Source organism: Thermococcus sp. 2319x1 (genome assembly GCF_001484685.1).
In the GTDB taxonomy this organism is placed as follows: Archaea; Methanobacteriota_B; Thermococci; order Thermococcales; family Thermococcaceae; genus Thermococcus_A.
On record NZ_CP012200.1, the window covers coordinates 1,187,368 to 1,204,411 of the forward strand.

The following is a 17,044-nucleotide window of genomic DNA, read 5'->3' on the forward strand; positions in this document are numbered from 1 at the left end:
TTACTCACCTACCTCTTCCGCTATCTTGAGATACTTCTCCTTCAAAGCCTCTCTCTGTTTTTGATACACTGCCTTAGCTCCCTTTATTGCAAGCCTTACTGCTTCAAGGAATTCCTCCTTGGTGAGGTATCCGTCCATCTGGAGAAGGGTTATGTCGTTCTTGATGGGCATTATCGCAACTGGAACATCAGCTTCCCCATAGTTGTCTTCCTCTTTATTCAGGTCAAGAACGATCTCCCCGTCTATCTTCCCGGCGGCACATGCTGCAACTAAGTCCCTCATAGGAATCCCGGCGTCTGCCAAAGCAAGGGAAGCCGCGGTAATTCCAGCTACCCTTGTACCTGCATCTGCTTGAAGCACCTCAACGAACACGTCTATGGAAGTTCTCGGAAATAGTTCAAGGATAATGGCTGGTTCAAGGGCCCCTCTAATAACTTTGCTTATTTCTATGCTTCTCCTGTCTGGTCCGGGTTTTTTTCTCTCCTCAACACTAAAGGGTGCCATATTGTACCTGACTCTCAAAATCGCTCTGTCGGGCTTCTGAAGGTGCTTTGGATGAATCTCTCTAGGCCCATAAACCGCCGCTAAAATTTTATTCTTCCCCCATTCTACATATGCAGAGCCATCTGCACTCTTTAAAACTCCAACCTCCATTTTAATTGGTCTCAGCTCGTACTTTTTCCTTCCATCAATCCTCTTGCCGTTCTCATCAATAAGCTTGAGTCCCTCAGGCCTTCCCATCATTCCTTTTCACCCTCTTCAATTTGAGGAACTTCTTCAATAATCCCCTGTTCTTTAAGCTCATGCAATCTCTTAATCAGCATCTCCCTAACCCTGTCAGTTAATCCCTGAATGTGGCTTTCTTTGTCTACTTTTAGAATTGCCTCTATAGCCAGCTTTTCCAGTTCCTCATTTCTTCCGCTAACCCATATCCATCCGTTCTGCCCTACTATTATCCTCGTGTTCGTAAGGCTCTTGATCATGTTTATCATTGAGCCACCCTTGCCTATAAGGCGAGGCACTTTAGAAGGAGTTATCTTTACAAGCTGTCCCCCCTTTAGAGGTCCCCCATTGAAAGGCATTCCTTTTGTTATTAGGTCTATTTGATTGATTTCATTAAACGCCTTTACTTTTGCGTAGATTATGTCACCTATATCAAATATTTTCCTCAAATCTGTCTTTAAAATGTCTATTTTCCCTTCAACAGCATCCTGAACCCTCAGCGTGGCTTGATAGGGAGCGCCTATATCGACCACCCAGTTTGAGAACTTTACGTCAACTATCTTCCCTATTACGCTATCCCCCACTTCTGGAATGTATGGACCTTCCAAAGGAACTACTGACACTGTATCGTTTGAAATCCTGACCAATCCAATTACCGTCGAGTAAATCCTGTTTCCATCTTTAAAAGTTCCTCTTCCATTTTTGAACGGTCCCTGGGCTAAAAGCGTTCCTGGAACCACCAATTCCCTATTTTTTACAAAAATCTTCTTCATAGTCCCTTCCTCTCTATAAGTTTAGTTACTGCAGTGCCCTTTGTAAGGGCATTTAATTTCTCATAAAATTCTTCCTCAACTCCACCCGGAATCTCTATTAAAAACATCCATGAGCCATCGCTTCCCCATTCTTCCCTCTTTATGTTTCCAAACTTTCTAACTTCACCGTAGGCTTTTCCACTGTATTCAGAGGGTATCTTCACCGCTATGACCCTTGTTTCTATTTTAAGCGGTAGAGTTCCTCTCAAAGCCTTTATAACATCTGGAACCTGAGCTTCGGCATCCTTGAAGATGTCCACCCTAACTCCAACTTCCTCCATTGCCTTCAGAATCCTCTCTGGAGGATGTGGATAGCCGGTTCTTGGATCCACGGCATGTTTGTGAATTATCATAGCTATCTGCTTTTTCTTTTCCTCAAGCATCTGCCTTCGTTGCTCTGCTGTGAGCTGTACTTCTCCCTTCTTGAGGATTATCTTTGCCACTTCATAGGGATCACTGGTCCCAAAAATCTTCTGCATTTCGTGTTCACTGGCTTTATCTCCCTTATGGGCGTCCTTAAAAACATAAGGGGTGGCGAGGATTTCCTCAATCGGAACAGCTTTGCCCTCTTTGAAGTCTCTGGCTAAATATGGATCCACCAGTATTTCAAAAACCTCGCCATGTGTCTTCAATCGAGCAATCACTGCCTTGTCGACGCTTATGGGCATGCTACTCACCTCAGTAGTTGCTGTCGAGCTCGCTGTAGTCCTCTTCCTTCTCTGGAACCTCCTCTGCTTCAGCCTCTTTCAATGCCTCCTCAAGGCATTTGGCAACTTCTTCTTTGCTGATCTTTTTGAACTTCTTCTCCTTCACTGTGATTACTGCAACTTCAATGCTCTCTGGAGAGGGCTCTTCCATCGTCTTTGCAAGAGCGAGCACTGCAAGCTTTATGGCATCCTCAAGCGTCATGTCATCCCTGTACTTTTCCTCAAATATCGCCATTGCCGTGTTTCTTCCGCTTCCTATTGCAACGGCTTTCCATTCAAAGTAAGCTCCACTTGGGTCTGTTTCAAACAGTTCGGGCTTTTCGTTTACACCCGCCATTAAAAGGGCTGCACCAAAAGGTCTAACTCCACCGTATTGTGTGTGCATCTGCTTTAGGTCACAAATCTTTTTCACTAAAACGGTGAGCGGAACGGGTTCTCCATAAGTTAAGCGGTAAATCTGAGCTTCCAAACGTGCTCTATCAACAAGAACCCTTGCATCGGCTATTATTCCGCTTGAAGCTGCGGCTATATGGTCATCAATCTGGAAAATCTTCTCATAGCTTTCGGGCTCTATGAGCTTGCTCGTTACTCTCTTTTCTACAGCCAGAACAACACCGTCTTTACACTTTACCCCCACGGCGGTTGCTCCCCTCTTAACAGCTTCTCTTGCGTATTGGACTTGGAAAAGCCTTCCATCAGGGCTGAAAACCGTTATTGCCCTATCATATCCGGCTTGCGGTGGTACAAACGCCATTTTCCATCACCTCTAAAGTTATCGTAATCGGCTATATTGGGAATTCCTCAATTCCCTTTATATACTCTCCGATGTGTAAGTTGTCGGGTTGATAATTAAATTTTTCTCTTTAAATTTGAGTCGAAGTTGCTACCCTATAACAGCTTTTGCATTCCAGCAAAATTTGCTAGGCAATGGCACTGTCACAAAGAATTGAGAAGAAGCAATATATTTTAAGCTAATCAACATTAAAAACAAGAGTTCTCTTTTCAAATGGTGCATATGTCACGTATAATCTGCTGTTCTTTAGTTTCAGTTCTATTTCTGATGGGTAGCAACCTTCGCCTGGTTTGCATCCTTTAAGCTCTTTATAATACCATTTAAGATTACCGTTTAAATCCAATGCCAGCAAATAGCGTTCTTGGAGATGATATACAACGTCAATATCCTGATAAAATTCCTTAATTCCAACAATCCCTTTTTCTTTTAGTATTGCGACATATATCGTATTATTGTGAATTAGAACATCTACATGGGAGTACCAGTTTAAGTACTCAAAACTTTGAGATTTCCAAACTATATTTCCATTCCTAATTAAGACAACAGAGTTATTCATGATCTTTGCAGAGTATTCAGGCTTTTCCTCCTCCGTACCTCCACTAGTTTTAACAACTTCATCTGGCATTCTTCCCTCTTGAATTGGGTTAGAGTATTTGTGTTCGTAATATTCCACCATCACACGAGTTAATCCAACAGGCAAGATTAACAAAATTAAAAGAAAGAGGAACAAAATTCTTATCGTTTTAGTCATCTATATTGACCCCCTATCTCCTCGATTATAGTATTGGTTTCTTTAAGTTTTTGTAATTTCATAACCAAGTGTAAACTTGACTGTCACTCCCCATATAAAATTCAATGTTCTTAACTAGTGCCCAATATCGTATTGGAATACCATTAGAGGGAGCTCTTGGATAGTAAATGCCTTCTTCCCCTTCTAAGTAGCAGTTTGTATGATGCACTCCTGAAGGTTCAGATATCCATACATATGAATAATACCACTTTCCATCTTGGATTTTTTCTGCATTACCTCCCACTCCTAAGTCATCCTCATCAACATATCCGTCAGGTAAATTTGTTATGTATTGTCCTCCATAAGAAATTTTATCCCGATTTGGATCCGCTTCCACTCTAAACTCATGTTCATAGTAAGTTCCTGGGTAGTATCCTCCAAACTGAGGATTTATCCATTTAAACGATGATACTATCACCCCTGTACTATCAATCCAGACATCCCCGGTATCTGGTAAATATCCACCTTTTGTTTCAATTGCCAGTGGAGTTACTGGTACTCCTGCTGTTTCTGAAATAAGTGCAGACGATCCAAATCCTGCTGTTAGTAATCCCACAAAAGTATCACCCCCAACAAGTTGTTGCGTTTATATTTACTTATTTGATCTTTATAAGCTTTTTCTTTTACTAGTTGTAATTTGTTACGCTTTTTTTAGTGAGTATTTACGTTTCAACTGCAGTTTTATGTGTCATATTAATCAAAAAAAGCGAGAGTAAGGGAATGAATAGAAGGATACATAAGTACGTAGAAAATACAAATGCAGCTCTTACCACCCAAACTCCTTCAAAAACTTCATCCTCAAACGCTTTATTGTCCCGGAAACTCCAAGAGTCCTTGTTATGACCTTTGACCCGCTAATTTCAGTGAGCATAGCTAAAGCAAAGCGAATTTCTTCCACATACTCTCTGTTGCACCTCACAATTCCAGTTTGAGTTTTTTCGTCAAACTTGATGAACCAAGGCTTTGCCCTTGCAGTTCCTAATTCTCCAAGAACTCTGAGGGAAGCTTCCCAAATTGCTTTTTTAATTTCGTCTTTTTTGAAGTTCCTTTCCCCAATGATTTGAAAAGCTATGTAGCGGTGCTTATCCCTTAGCGTTGGAGGCAAAGTTCTCGGCTTCTCCCTCATGAGAGAGCCTTCCGCATTTTGATTTATTAAATTATCTCAAAAACTTTTGATACTGTCAGGATAAGCTTGGGGTGTTAGATTTAAACCCATGACGCTACTTCAGAAAAAAGAAAAGGGAATATGCAAGCTGTCTTGTTTTTCTGTTTACTTTCTGGTATAATCTTGTTAGGTTTCGTGCTGGTTTTAAGGTCACCCCGTGATTTTGCTGAGTTGCTTTAGGAGGTGACACCCAAGTTATCATAACAGCGCGAAACTTTTAATGAAAGAAACTCGAAGTATTCATGATGAGGAGAGGAATTGCAGAGCTTCCCCTTCACGGTGGGCATGTGCCGAGATGGTTGGCTTTGAGAATGAAGAGGTTAGCGGAGCTTGTCTTAAAGCTTCTAGTCGATGAATACGGCACCCAAGGGGTTCTCGAAAGGTTGGCAGATCCGGTGTGGTTCCAAGCGCTCAACAATCTAATCGGTATGGACTGGGATTCCTCGGGTTCAACAACTGTGACGGCTGGAATTATAAAAGAAGTCCTCTCAAGAGAAGAGCTCGGGATAAAAGCCGCTGGTGGAAAAGGAGCAAAGAGCAGACAAACCCCAGAAGAGCTGAAGAAAATAAGCGAGATCTACGAGCTAAATTCCAACGATTACATAAAGACCTCCAAACTCGTTGCAAAGGTTGACACCGTTGCTTTACAAAACGGCTACCAGCTCTACCATCACGTTTTCTTCCTTGATGAAGAGGGCAGATGGGCGGTAGTGCAGCAGGGAATGAACCCTTTGGTCAAACTCGCGAGAAGATACCACTGGTTTTCCGAAAAGGTGGAATCCTTCACAATAGAGCCTCATAAGGGGATAAGCGGGATAAAAAGCAACTATGCTCTAAATACAATCGCCAGAGAAGCGAAGGAATATCAGAAGACCCTTCTGGACATAGTTTCCGAGAGCCCCACAAAGATCGAAAGAGAAGTCAAAAGCTTGGAGGCCATAAAAAGGGGATATGTACCGTTTTACAAGCCCTATGAAAAAAGAAAGGTTGTGCCTCTATTAGAGAGGTACCAGAGCCTTGGAAAGCTCGAGCTTAACAAAAGGGCACTGGAGCTGGCAAGGGAGCTAAGCGTAAAGAGCTACGACGAGCTTTTGCTTATTAAAGGCTTAGGGCCGAGCACTTTAAGGGCACTCTCCCTTGTTCTCGAGCTTATCTACGATGTTCATCCATCATGGAAAGATCCGGTAACTCATCCACCGGATCCATTCAAGTTCGCCTATGCCGTTGGCGGAAAGGATAAAGTTCCTTTCCCCGTTGAAAGGGGGACTTATGACGACTTGATATCATTCCTTGAGAAGCTCCTTGAAAAGGGCAAAGAGGAAAGGGAGCTCGTTAAGCAGGTGACGAAGATAAGCAAGACGTGGAGCTTTCCCGAGGAAGAGAAGAGGGCTACTTGAGAATGAAAACTTTCTTCTCTTGTTTTGGGCAACATACTTTAACTACACACCTCCCTATAGAGAAGCCACTTCCGAAGTGGTACAACCTGCTCTTTGTTCCAGCTTCGCTTATCTTGTCTTTTCCCTGTAGAATAGCAACTTAGAAGGAACCACGAACTTTAATCCAACTTTTGGGAAAGTTTAGCCAAGAGTTCTTTTCTTTCTAACAGGTAGCGTCCACAGGACGCTTTCCTGAGTGAAACCCTTAGAAAAGCACTTAACACTCTGCAGCGCTTACGCAGGTAAGGGCTGTTATGGTGGGCCCGCGGGGATTCGAACCCCGGACCTCCACCTCGTAAGGGTGGCGTCATAACCAGCTAGACCACGGGCCCGCCCAAACCATTAAAGTTGAAGTTTAAATATAAATCTTTCGCTCACGGAGTTTTCTTGAGCATCACTTTAACAACTTCCGCTATAGCCCTCGCAACCATCGGGGGGACGGACTCGCCAACACTGTCATACTGCACGTTTCTTCCCCCAAGGAAGATGTGGTAATCCGGGTACCCCATTAGCCTTGCATGCTCCCTAACCGTCAAAAGCCTATCTTCAAATGGGTGAATAAACCTGCTTGTCCCCCTAACCGTCGGGGCGGGCTTGTGGGGGTGTAGTCTTATCCAGTTCTTAAACCTACCACCAAAGGAGTGCAGTGCCTCTCCCCACCCAAGCTTTGCAATAGCCTTCCTTTTCTTGGGAGAAATTGGGACATACTCGTGGTTTGGGATTTCTTCCTCGGAAAACATCGGGTCTGGGAGGTCACCTATCGCATCCCAGACCGTGGGCTTCTCTCTGACCTTCGGAGGATTCAAAGGCACGTTGGATATGAAGACTCTTCTCCTTATCTGGGGCGTTCCATAATCATAAGCGTTAAGTACGTTGAAATAAACCTCATAGCCAGCCTTTTTGAACTCCTTTCGGAGGGCTTCTCTCAGAGGACCTTCCATAACCTGAGGGACTTCCTCCATAACGAAAATTGGTGGCTTAAAAACCTTTAAAAATCTAATAAAATGGAGAACCAATCTGCCAGTTGGATCATTGTAAAGCCTGTCAATGGGGTTCTCCTTCCTCTTCAGGTTTATTGCGGTAAAGGGCTCGCAGGGGGGACCGCCTATAATCACTTCAACTTCTCCAATCTCCTTTTTGAGCTTCTCCGAATCAAGCCTCTTGATGTCCTCCACAAAGATGACCGCTTCTGGAAAATTGGCCTGATAGCTCTTCGCTTTTGGAGGAAAGTTTTCTACAGCGGCGACTATCTTAAATCCCGCCTCCTTAAATCCTCTACTGAATCCCCCAGCGCCGGCAAAGAGGTCTATTACCCTCATCCATTCACCGAAAAGGGTATAAAAGCTAAGCTTTATAAGGTTTTCAAAGTACTCAAGAGAGGCGAGACCGGTGGAGCGAGAGATTACTGAAGAGAAGCTTAAAAAGTATTTTGAAATCACAAGGAAAGCCCTCGAGACACTTGAGATAGCAGTCCATGAAAAAAGCCTTCTCTTTTCTGTAGCGCAAGACTTTTTAACCATGGCAAAAAGCTACTATAGCGACGCTGAATACTACTACAGGAAAGGGGACTACGTCACAGCATTTGCCGCTTTGAACTACGCACACGGCTTTATTGACGCGGGGGTAAGGCTTGGAGTGTTTAAAGGTGAAGATGACAGATTATTTGCATTCGGGTGAGGAAGATGGGGGATTATATAGTCGTCCTTGAGGCTCCAATAATAGTGAGAGACGTTGAAAGTGCCGAAGATGCAATAAACGTTGCCGTATCAAAGGTGGCAAAGGCACTAAACAAGGAAAAACTCGACTTTGTGAGGGTTGAAATTGGTTATTCCCAGTGTCCTGTTTGCGGGTCACCATTTGAGAGCGCGTTTGTCATTGGGAGTATAGGTTTGGTTGGAATTTACCTAACGCTTAAGGTGTTCAATGCTCAAAGCCTTGAGCACGCGGAGAGGATAGCCAAAGCCGTTGTTGGAAAAGCCCTGAGAAAAGTGCCTCTAAAGGTTTTTGAGATTAAAGAGCTCCACAACGGAAAAGAAGAAGAGGGGATAGAAATAAACGATAACAACGGCGTTTAAACCTTTGTGCTTTTCTCATTTTTCACCGGGGATTTATAATTTGGAGTTTATCATTTTTAGCTTTTTCTAAACAAAGCTTTTAAGCTTCCTTGCTGCAAAGGACAACATAACTTTTGGAGGTTTTGACATGGCAAAGTTCATCTTTGTAACGGGAGGAGTGGTGAGTGGACTTGGAAAGGGGATAACCAGCGCTTCGTTGGGCATGCTCATGAAATCAAGGGGTTTTAAAACCACAAACATCAAAATTGACCCGTACATCAACTACGATGCTGGAACCATGAGCCCGTATCAACATGGAGAGGTTTTTGTGCTCGACGACGGAGGAGAGGTTGACCTCGACCTCGGAAACTACGAGCGCTTTTTGGACACAAACCTGACATTCGACCACAACATCACAACTGGAAAAGTATACTCCACGGTTATAGAAAAAGAGAGAAGGGGAGATTATTTAGGTGCAACTGTTCAAGTTATCCCCCACATTACCAACGAGATCAAGGAGCGCATAAGAAGAATAGCCGAGGGGTATGATGTTGTTGTCGTTGAAATAGGGGGTACAGCTGGAGACATAGAGAGCATGCCCTTCCTTGAGGCAGCCCGTCAGATGCAGCTCGAAGAAGGGAGAGAGAACGTTGCCTTCGTTCATGTAACTTACGTTCCAAAGCTTAAAGTTGTTGGAGAGCAAAAGACGAAGCCCACACAGCACAGCGTTAAGGAGCTGCGCTCCCTTGGGATTCAGCCTGACGCAATAATAGCCAGAAGCGAGGATCCCCTTGAAGAAGGGGCCAGAAAAAAGATAAGTCTCTTCACAAACGTGCCAGAAGAGGCTGTGATAAGTGCCTATGACGTCGAAGACACCTACGAAGTTCCGCTCCTCCTTGAGAGGGAAGGGCTTGGCAGATATTTAACCAAAAGGCTTGGACTGGAAGAGAGGGAGCCAGAGCTGGGGGCATGGGAAGAAATGGTCAGGAAATACAAAAGCCTGAAAGATGAAGTGGAGATAGCTATTGTAGGGAAGTACATTAAGCTTGCCGATTCATACCTCAGCATAAAGGAAGCGTTGAAGCACTCCAGCGTCGCCAACGATGTAAAGGTAAAGATAAGGTGGATCGAAGCAGAGGACCTGGAAAAAGAAGGCTTCAAGCTCCTTGAAGGGGTTCACGGTATAATAGTGCCCGGCGGATTTGGTGCAAGGGGTAGCGAGGGTAAGATCATGGCAATACAGTATGCGAGAGAAAACGACATTCCCTTCCTTGGAATCTGCTTTGGATTCCAGTTAACCGTTGTGGAGTTTGCGAGGCACGTTCTCGGTCTTGAGGGGGCAAATTCAACCGAAATAAATCCACAAACGCCATATCCAGTCGTTGACCTCATGCCGGAGCAAAGGAGTCTCGAGAAGCTCGGCGGCACGATGAGGCTTGGAGCATATCCAGTCAAGATAAAAGAAGGTACCCTTGCCCACAGGCTCTACGGTAAGGAACTCATATACGAACGCCACAGGCACCGCTGGGAGGTAAATCCGGAGTACATCGAACGGCTCGAAAAGGCCGGTCTTGTGTTTAGTGGAATAGCAGGAGACGATGAAAGGAGAATGGAGATCCTTGAGTTGCCGGATAAGCGCTATTTCATAGCGACCCAGTTCCATCCAGAGTTTAAGTCAAGACCAATGAAGCCAGCACCTGTGTTTAGAGGATTGGTAAAAGCGGCAAAAGAAATGAAAGGCTAAAACTCAAACTCCAATAGCTTTTCTTCTTTTTCTTTCTCCGAAAGCTCAAGATAGAGCATCAAACCCCCAATGGCTACTAAAGCTTGAATTATCGCCTGGAATGGAGCTTGTAAAAGGTTAACTATTAAATTCGCCATAAAGTCGGTTCTCCCAAAAAACAGCACACCAATGAAAGATGCAGGGACAGCTAAAAGGAAAAAGATTGATACAACAAGCAACGCTCCAAAGGTCATGGAGGAGAGCTTGTTCTTGAAAGCCAGTGAAAAGCATTTCAGAGAAGCGCTGATGGAATCGCTCATAACGTAGATGGGCACTGCCATTGAGCTTGCCCCTATCACAAATAAAACGAGTGGGAGTTCAACTAAAAATAAGAGGAAAACTATTGCCGGATTTCCTCCAGAGATGAAGAGCAAAAATCCAAGGACGAAGAGGGGGACTGAGAGTATTGCAAAGCTTATGATTCCAGCGATCAAAATCGTCAAAAACACCTGAAAGACGTGCATTATTCCTTCGTATATCAGATCAAGGAGGGAATAGCTTTTCCCCTCTTCCGTCATTAGAGCGCCTTTTATCATGGCGTATTCACTGAGAGCCTGGAGAAGGAGAGAGATAAGCATGAAAATCACCAAAAATTTGAAAAAGTCTGCAAGCTCGGCAAGCATCTCTTCAGAAAACGCACCGTGTTCTTCAAATATGATGGTCTCATTACTGCTCTCCGGAAGCTTGGAAAAGCTCTCAAACATCGGCATCTCCTTGATAAGGTAAGCAGAAACCGGACTTAGGATGATTGAGATAATCAGCGGAATTAGCAAGAGCTTGGGATTTCTTGTAATAGCTACAATGGTTCTGGCGAAAGCGTTCACAGCTCCCATCTGCACCACCAGCGAAGATAGAAGAGTTATGGTTTTAAGGATTTTGGAGGGAAAAGATTTATAAGCAAATCCCTAAAATGCCCATAGGGTTAAGATCATCATGAGGTGAAAGCTATGGCTATCTGGCAGGGAAGATCACTCAAAAAGCCTTCAGGTGGAAGGATTATACTCGCAAGAAAGAAGAGAAAGAGGGAACTCGGAAGAGAACCAGCGTTTACAAGGGTAGTTGAAGATAAGGAAGAGAGAAAGATCATCAGAACCTACGGAGGCAACAGAAAAGTCAGACTCGTGAAGGCACTCTACGCTAACGTTTTCGAAAACGGAAAGGGCAGGAAGGTGAAGATAATAAGCGTGGTTGAGAACCCAGCCAACAGACAGTACGTTAGAAGGAACATCATCACAAAGGGTGCAATAATCCAGACAGAAATTGGGAGGGCAATAGTTACCTCAAGACCGGGCCAAGATGGTGTTGTAAACGCGGTTCTCATCAAGGAAGAAAACGCCTGAATTCCTCTCTTTTTCTGCAAACCTTTTTATATACGGGCTCCCTATTTATTCCGGTGTGAATAATGGAATACTCGCGCATTGAAAAGATACTCGCGAGTTTGTTCGTTGTTTTTCTTCTTCTGGCGAGCATAAACTTTCTCAGAGAGCTTGAGAACGTCCCTCAAAGGCCGAATTATGAGTATTATCAAGAGAAATACGGGATAAAGGCCCTCCTCGAAAATCAAAGCCGCTTAATGGAACTCGATAGAAAGCTCTTCGAGATGTATCAAAAGGCAGAGAGCAACTTAACAGAGGCAGAGAGGGTTTACCTCTTCAAAAGGGAGGAATACAGAGTTGCGCTTGAGAGCGGAAATGCAACGGAAGAGCTAAAGGAGGAATATCTAAAGGCCAAAGAAGACTATGAAAAAGCCTATTTCCAGTATCTCGGGGCAAAAAGTGCTTACGAAGAGACTCACAAAAAGCTGGAAGAGCTTAACTCAGAACTCCAAGGGCTCATGCAGAAGGCAAATGAGGAATATAGAAGAGCTTACAACGTCTACAGACTTAAAGTTCTGATTCTAAAGCTTTTATTTGCTGTTCCGATTTTCATAGCCTCGCTTTTACTCCTTCGGAGGTACAAAAACATCTACACTTCATCTCTGATAGCCTATTCCTCGCTGTTGCTTATCTATCTCCTCCTCTCTGCAATATGGAGTACAGTTCAGCTTATAGGCTTAAGTCTTTTTGGAGCATTTGCAACGCTTTTAGCGCTCTATTACTTGAGAAGGGAATACCTCAAGCCTGAAAGAGTGTACAAAAGGAGAACCGCCCAAAACAAATGCTACAACTGCGGCTTTCCTATAAAGGATGATTATCTCTACTGTCCCAACTGCGGGGCAAAACTAAAAGAAAAGTGCGAGCATTGCGGAGCCCTAAGGCCTATTCACCTTCGATTTTGCCCATACTGCGGGCAATAGCTTCCATCGCTGGCTTTATTATTTTTATTACCCTTTCCTTTAGCTCATCTATCCCAATTCCCTTTTCAGCGGAAATCTTTAGGGGTTTAACCCCCTTAGCTCTGAGAAATTCCTCGATCTTCTTTATCTTTTCCTCATCTGCAATGTCTATCTTGTTGAGCACCACTATAAATGGAAATTCTCCGAATTCTGCGTAAATTTCTTCAAAAAGATGCATCTGTTCCTCTATTGGAAAGCCACAGTGCTCGCTCGGATCAAAGATGTAGATTATCAGCTTACCGAGATGCTTTAATGCCAAAATCGCCTGCTTCTCTATCTCGTTCCTTTCGCTTAATGGTCTGTCCAAAAGGCCGGGGGTATCTATAACCTGATATTTGAGATAGTGCTCCTCAAACTGTCCTACGTTTATTCCCTTCGTCGTGAAAGGATAGCTCGCCACTTCAGGCTTGGCGTTTGTGAGCTTTCTGAGAAGAGTTGACTTTCCAACGTTTGGATGGCCGGCTATCACTATGGTGGGAAGGCTGAGGTCAATTACGGGCATATCTTTGAGAACGTCCCTGGCTTTGTTCAGATATTCAAGGTTTTCGGCTATGTCCTTTATAACGCTCGCGACCCTTCCGTAAAATTCCCTTCTCAGCTGTGCAATCTCCTTTGGATCTTTAGAATACCTAATTTTTTCCACGTACCTCTCTTCAAGTGTCCTCACGGTCTTTATAGCCCAGTTTATTGAAGCAAGAGCCTTATGGAAGGTTCTCTTATCAACCAGCGTGTCAAGAAGCTCCTGATAAAAAGGAGGCAGCTTTGAAACTCCGGGAGTCCTGTCAAGGACTTTCTTTAGGTTGTCCCTAATCACGTTTGAGACGGTTCTTATTCTAAGCTCCTCCCTCTGCCTGGCTTTACTAACTACACTCCCCCTTGGATTAAAGGCAGAGGCAGCTTTCTCAGCTCGCCTAAAAGCCTTATCAATGATTTCATCCGCAAGAAGTATTGTTGGCATCTTTTCAAATGGATTTTTCATGATCTCTCACCTTTCCTATTTTTCTCGCCGTTAGTGACTTTCACGATGGGTTTTTAAAGATGTTGATCAAATTTTTTAAGAGGGGGAAAGTGCGGGAAGAGATTGTTGTCGATAGCTACCTTGAAAAAGTCGTGAGCTCACTTGAGAAAAAGTCCCCAAAGGAGGTTCTAAGCTACGCTATTTTTAATGAGGAGGAAGAGGCTAAATACTATGCCGAACTTTCCAAGAAAGCCAGGAGAGAGAGTATTAAACTTCTTTTTATACAAATGAGCGAGGAGAGCGTGGCACATAAGGAAAAGCTCTACAGGCTTTTTAAAAGGCTCTATCCGGAGGAGGAACCGGTTAAAGTAGAGGCTCCTCCAGTTGAAGTCCTTCCGTTCTATCCGAAGTTTGAAACTGTAGATGATTACCTGAAAGCTCTCAACTACTGCATGGAAAGCGAGCTCTTCGCAAAGAAGGCTTACGAACTGCTTGCTCAAAAAGCGGAAAATGAAGATGTCAAAGTCTTAGCCCTACAGCTGGCCCTTTTTGAAGAAGACCATTATGAAAGGATTAAAAAGGCCTACGAACTCTTTACAGCCGTTAAACAGGGGAGTATTGACTTAACAAGTTTTTCTCCCATGGGTTATCTTTTTAGTGATAAGATAAAAGCTCGATATTTATTTCTGGAAATCTTGGGAGATCGTAAGGGTGTTGTATTCTCGAGGGATTCTCCAGAGGAAATCAAAAAGTGGATGAAGAAAGAGATAATCTCTTTTTGGATAACCTCCAAAACGTGCCAGCGGTGCATAACGCCCAGAAAACTGCTGGAGTCTCTAAAAGACATCCCCGAGGAGGAAAATCTCGTGATCTTGATAGAGAATATAGAGACGCTTAGAATAGCAGCAGATAGCTTTGAAGAGTTCTACACGAGCATATCAAGGCTTAAGGACGAGGCGACGGCAAAGAAGTGCCACGTTATTTTACATGGAAGTAGGAAAGCCTTTGAAGATAAAGAATGGGCGATACTGGAATCGGAGTTCAAGTATGTCTCATAGCCTCTCAAGTATTTCTGGAATCTCTTGAGGCTCTAAGGCTGTCTCGACAATGTAGCCCTTTTCCATTAAGATTCTGTTGAAAAGTCCTTCTCTCTTCCAGCCATCTAAAGTAAAATCCCCATAAAACATGACCTCTGGGAGGAGAATTACTCCCAAATCCACCTCTGGCAGTTTTTCAACTTCTCTAAGGACGTCATGAGCCGTTAGTAATCCGGCAGTGCCTATGTTTCCTCCAAAGAATTCATTCTTGACCATGACAACGTTTATTTTTGGGAAGAGACGCTTGATTTCTGGATAAGCGAGCTCCCCGGTGAAGATGTAGGTTGGTAGAGGGGGCTCAATGTCAAAGGGCTCCAGGGGAACTTTGAACTCACCAAGAAGAGCCTCAAAAATTGGTGGTATGACTATCTTTAGGCTCAGCTCTTTCTCCTTCTCAAGGGCGACGTTTTTAACAAAAAGAAGCTCCTCCCTTGTTAAAGCTCTAGTCCTTGAGTACCTTGTGACTCCAATCGGAAATAGCCTGACTTCATGAACGCCAAAGTTATCTAAATCATCCAAAACCTCACCTATATCGGAGACGTTGTAGCCGGGAGTTAAGATTATGTCCGCTATAACCCTAAAGTTCTCCACGACCTTTGGTAAAAGGTCAATGACTTTTCCGGCGTTTCTGTTCTTCATAAGCTTAATCCTAACGTCTTTCTTTGTTGTGTGGAGGGATATTTGGATTTCATCCAGCCCAGCTGAGTAAAGGCTTTCGATCCTCTTTTCGTCAAAGCGGACGTTTGCACTTGTATCGGTAACCCTTATCCACAGATCGTAGTGCTTCCTTGCGTAGGCTATTCTGTCCTCAAGCTCCGGATCGTTGAGGGTGTCATGTTTGGAAACCCTGTACACCATCTGGGGGGGATTTTGCATAAGGTAACAAAAAATGCAATCGTTACCACACGAGCCCGCCTTAGAGGATGGGGGAATTATCAATAGGTCTTCCCTCTCGCCTACCATGTCAAGCTCATATTTGGTAATCTTCCTGAGCTTGTAATCCTCTGTTAGCTCATACATGTGGGAAAAATTAAAGCGAGGGTTTAAAAAGGATTAGATGGATAAATTATCCTACTTTCCCGCTATTCTAACGTTCTCGAAGGCCATTGAAGGCACAACCATGCTTCCTCCGAAGGGCAATACCTTTTGCTCTTTGCTTACTGCGTAGAGGTTTGGTAGCAGTTCGTAAACGTTGCCGCTCATCATGAACACTGTGGAGCCTTTTATCTCTCCATCCTCTATAAGAAAAGCCGGATTTGCCACCACGGCAAAGTTCCCGTTGTCTGGATTGCTTGAATGGGCCCCTTGGAAGCCGTCCACCAGATAGCCGTGCTCTATCTCCCCTATAATCTCTTCGAGGCTTTTATTACCCTTCTCAATCACGACGTTGTGAAACCCTATGCTTATTCCTCCGGTAGACAGGTTTCTCTTTCCGTTTCCGGTGCTCTCAGTTCCGTGAACCTTTGCCCAGTAGTTGTCCCATATAAAGCCTTTGAAAACTCCTTTTTCGATTATCGTGTTTCTTCTGGTTGGGACTCCCTCGTCATCTGCTATAATTGGGTTTATGCTGAGCTCGTGAAGCGGGTCGTCGTAGATTGTGAGGAGCTCGTTTGAAACCTTCTCGCCCACTTTGCCAGCTAATGGAGTAGTTCCCTTGACGAGTCTTTCACCGCTGAATGCCGGGAATAGTGCATAGGATAAAAGTCCCGAAACTGCCCATGGCCCAACTACCACTTTTGCTTCCTCTGTCCTGCTTTTTTCGGTTTTAAGTGCCCATTTGACTTTTTGAAGGGCGTTTTTAACGACGCTTTCTACATCAAGCTTGAGGGAAAGCTTAGCATCGAAGTCAAAAATGCCCGGGGTTACCTTGCCTTCCTTCATCCCAACGAGTTCAATGTAAAAGAAAGCCCCTCCGCCTTCTTGAGATACGTTAACGCCGTGGGAATTAACTATTAGGCTTTCTCCCCATTCCGCTCCTCCTCCACCGCCTGCGACGACTATTCCCTCCTCAGATGCCAGCTCTATGCCCCTTTTTGCAAGCTCCACAAAGTAGTCCGGTGAGACTTCTTTGAGTTCCCTATCTACTTTTCGTGGCTCCTTGTATCTTCCGGGTTCTGGGAATGAAACCCACCTTTCATCGGGCTTGTTGAGCTTTGCAAGTTTGTATGCCCTCTCTATGGCCTCCTTGATTTTCTCTTTATCTCCGGTATCAACTATGGCCACTCCAAGCCTTTTGTCTTTAATACCCCTGACAACCGTAACAACCCTCTCCCTCAAGGCTGAAGTGGAAACCTCGTTGAGCTCAATGTTAACGCTGGCATCCCTGTTTCTGTAAAAGGCAATCTCAATCTCATCAAAGAATTTTTCTCCGAAACGAATTAGCTCCTCCAT

General features: G+C 44.1%; 19 protein-coding genes and 1 tRNA gene. 7 read left to right on the forward strand and 13 right to left on the reverse strand.

Annotated features, from left to right (window positions below):
- From rrp41 to ADU37_RS06735, 7 genes are all read right to left on the reverse strand, one after another.
- A complete protein-coding gene (gene rrp41, locus ADU37_RS06705; RefSeq protein ID WP_058946878.1) occupies positions 1 to 744 on the reverse strand; it encodes an exosome complex exonuclease Rrp41 in 744 nt (247 codons plus the stop codon).
- Positions 741 to 1,496 carry an exosome complex RNA-binding protein Rrp4 gene (gene rrp4 / locus ADU37_RS06710; protein ID WP_058946879.1) on the reverse strand — a complete coding sequence of 252 codons (756 nt, stop codon included), beginning with the start codon at positions 1,494 to 1,496 and terminating at the stop codon, positions 741 to 743. Before rrp4 ends, rrp41 begins: the two co-directional genes overlap by 4 nt.
- A complete protein-coding gene (locus ADU37_RS06715) occupies positions 1,493 to 2,203 on the reverse strand; it encodes a ribosome assembly factor SBDS (protein WP_058946880.1) in 711 nt (236 codons plus the stop codon). Before ADU37_RS06715 ends, rrp4 begins: the two co-directional genes overlap by 4 nt.
- A gap of 10 nt (positions 2,204 to 2,213) precedes the next feature.
- Positions 2,214 to 2,996 (reverse strand): archaeal proteasome endopeptidase complex subunit alpha, encoded by a 783-nt coding sequence (gene psmA / locus ADU37_RS06720; RefSeq protein ID WP_058946881.1) that lies wholly within the window; start codon positions 2,994 to 2,996, stop codon positions 2,214 to 2,216.
- 217 nt (positions 2,997 to 3,213) lie between these two features.
- Positions 3,214 to 3,786: a hypothetical protein gene (locus ADU37_RS06725; RefSeq protein WP_058946882.1), complete on the reverse strand. Its 573-nt coding sequence runs from the start codon at positions 3,784 to 3,786 to the stop codon at positions 3,214 to 3,216.
- A 58-nt stretch (positions 3,787 to 3,844) separates the two neighbouring features.
- A complete protein-coding gene (locus ADU37_RS06730; RefSeq protein WP_058946883.1) occupies positions 3,845 to 4,381 on the reverse strand; it encodes a hypothetical protein in 537 nt (178 codons plus the stop codon).
- A 210-nt stretch (positions 4,382 to 4,591) separates the two neighbouring features.
- A complete protein-coding gene (locus ADU37_RS06735; RefSeq protein ID WP_058946884.1) occupies positions 4,592 to 4,951 on the reverse strand; it encodes a ribonuclease P protein component 2 in 360 nt (119 codons plus the stop codon).
- 281 nt (positions 4,952 to 5,232) lie between these two features.
- Here ADU37_RS06735 and ADU37_RS06740 point away from each other — a divergent pair, with 281 nt between their 5' ends.
- A complete protein-coding gene (locus tag ADU37_RS06740; RefSeq protein ID WP_058946885.1) occupies positions 5,233 to 6,387 on the forward strand; it encodes a DUF763 domain-containing protein in 1,155 nt (384 codons plus the stop codon).
- A 294-nt stretch (positions 6,388 to 6,681) separates the two neighbouring features.
- On the opposite strand, the gene ADU37_RS06745 is transcribed toward ADU37_RS06740, so the two are convergent.
- Both ADU37_RS06745 and ADU37_RS06750 read right to left on the reverse strand, forming a co-directional pair.
- Positions 6,682 to 6,758: transfer RNA gene (locus ADU37_RS06745), tRNA-Val, on the reverse strand.
- A 42-nt stretch (positions 6,759 to 6,800) separates the two neighbouring features.
- Positions 6,801 to 7,745, reverse strand: coding sequence for a DNA cytosine methyltransferase (locus ADU37_RS06750; protein ID WP_058946886.1), 945 nt, complete (start codon positions 7,743 to 7,745; stop codon positions 6,801 to 6,803).
- 70 nt (positions 7,746 to 7,815) lie between these two features.
- Here ADU37_RS06750 and ADU37_RS06755 point away from each other — a divergent pair, with 70 nt between their 5' ends.
- From ADU37_RS06755 to pyrG, 3 genes are all read left to right on the forward strand, one after another.
- Positions 7,816 to 8,103, forward strand: a complete 288-nt coding sequence (locus tag ADU37_RS06755; protein ID WP_058946887.1) for a DUF357 domain-containing protein — start codon at positions 7,816 to 7,818, stop codon at positions 8,101 to 8,103.
- A gap of 5 nt (positions 8,104 to 8,108) precedes the next feature.
- Positions 8,109 to 8,501: a DUF555 domain-containing protein gene (locus ADU37_RS06760; protein WP_058946888.1), complete on the forward strand. Its 393-nt coding sequence runs from the start codon at positions 8,109 to 8,111 to the stop codon at positions 8,499 to 8,501.
- A gap of 127 nt (positions 8,502 to 8,628) precedes the next feature.
- Positions 8,629 to 10,224, forward strand: coding sequence for a glutamine hydrolyzing CTP synthase (gene pyrG, locus ADU37_RS06765; RefSeq protein WP_058946889.1), 1,596 nt, complete (start codon positions 8,629 to 8,631; stop codon positions 10,222 to 10,224).
- On the opposite strand, the gene ADU37_RS06770 is transcribed toward pyrG, so the two are convergent.
- Positions 10,221 to 11,105: a hypothetical protein gene (locus ADU37_RS06770; RefSeq protein ID WP_144433225.1), complete on the reverse strand. Its 885-nt coding sequence runs from the start codon at positions 11,103 to 11,105 to the stop codon at positions 10,221 to 10,223. The two genes, pyrG and ADU37_RS06770, sit on opposite strands and share 4 nt — an antisense overlap.
- Before the next feature lie 105 nt (positions 11,106 to 11,210).
- On the opposite strand from ADU37_RS06770, the gene ADU37_RS06775 reads away from it, so the two are divergent.
- Together ADU37_RS06775 and ADU37_RS06780 are read left to right on the forward strand one after the other, a co-directional pair.
- Positions 11,211 to 11,603: a 30S ribosomal protein S8e gene (locus ADU37_RS06775; RefSeq protein WP_058946891.1), complete on the forward strand. Its 393-nt coding sequence runs from the start codon at positions 11,211 to 11,213 to the stop codon at positions 11,601 to 11,603.
- A 62-nt stretch (positions 11,604 to 11,665) separates the two neighbouring features.
- Positions 11,666 to 12,559, forward strand: a complete 894-nt coding sequence (locus ADU37_RS06780; protein WP_058946892.1) for a zinc ribbon domain-containing protein — start codon at positions 11,666 to 11,668, stop codon at positions 12,557 to 12,559.
- Here ADU37_RS06780 and ADU37_RS06785 read toward each other — a convergent pair.
- Entirely contained in the window at positions 12,522 to 13,577 is a 1,056-nt protein-coding gene (locus ADU37_RS06785; protein ID WP_058946893.1) for an NOG1 family protein, read from the reverse strand. The two genes, ADU37_RS06780 and ADU37_RS06785, sit on opposite strands and share 38 nt — an antisense overlap.
- 59 nt (positions 13,578 to 13,636) lie before the next feature.
- Between ADU37_RS06785 and ADU37_RS06790 the strand changes: the two genes are divergently transcribed.
- Positions 13,637 to 14,614, forward strand: a complete 978-nt coding sequence (locus ADU37_RS06790) for a ferritin family protein (RefSeq protein WP_082663030.1) — start codon at positions 13,637 to 13,639, stop codon at positions 14,612 to 14,614.
- Here the strand turns inward: ADU37_RS06790 and ADU37_RS06795 are convergent.
- Positions 14,609 to 15,673 carry a DUF512 domain-containing protein gene (locus ADU37_RS06795; protein WP_058946894.1) on the reverse strand — a complete coding sequence of 355 codons (1,065 nt, stop codon included), beginning with the start codon at positions 15,671 to 15,673 and terminating at the stop codon, positions 14,609 to 14,611. The two genes, ADU37_RS06790 and ADU37_RS06795, sit on opposite strands and share 6 nt — an antisense overlap.
- A gap of 51 nt (positions 15,674 to 15,724) precedes the next feature.
- Positions 15,725 to 17,044, reverse strand: a complete 1,320-nt coding sequence (locus tag ADU37_RS06800; protein ID WP_058946895.1) for a TldD/PmbA family protein — start codon at positions 17,042 to 17,044, stop codon at positions 15,725 to 15,727.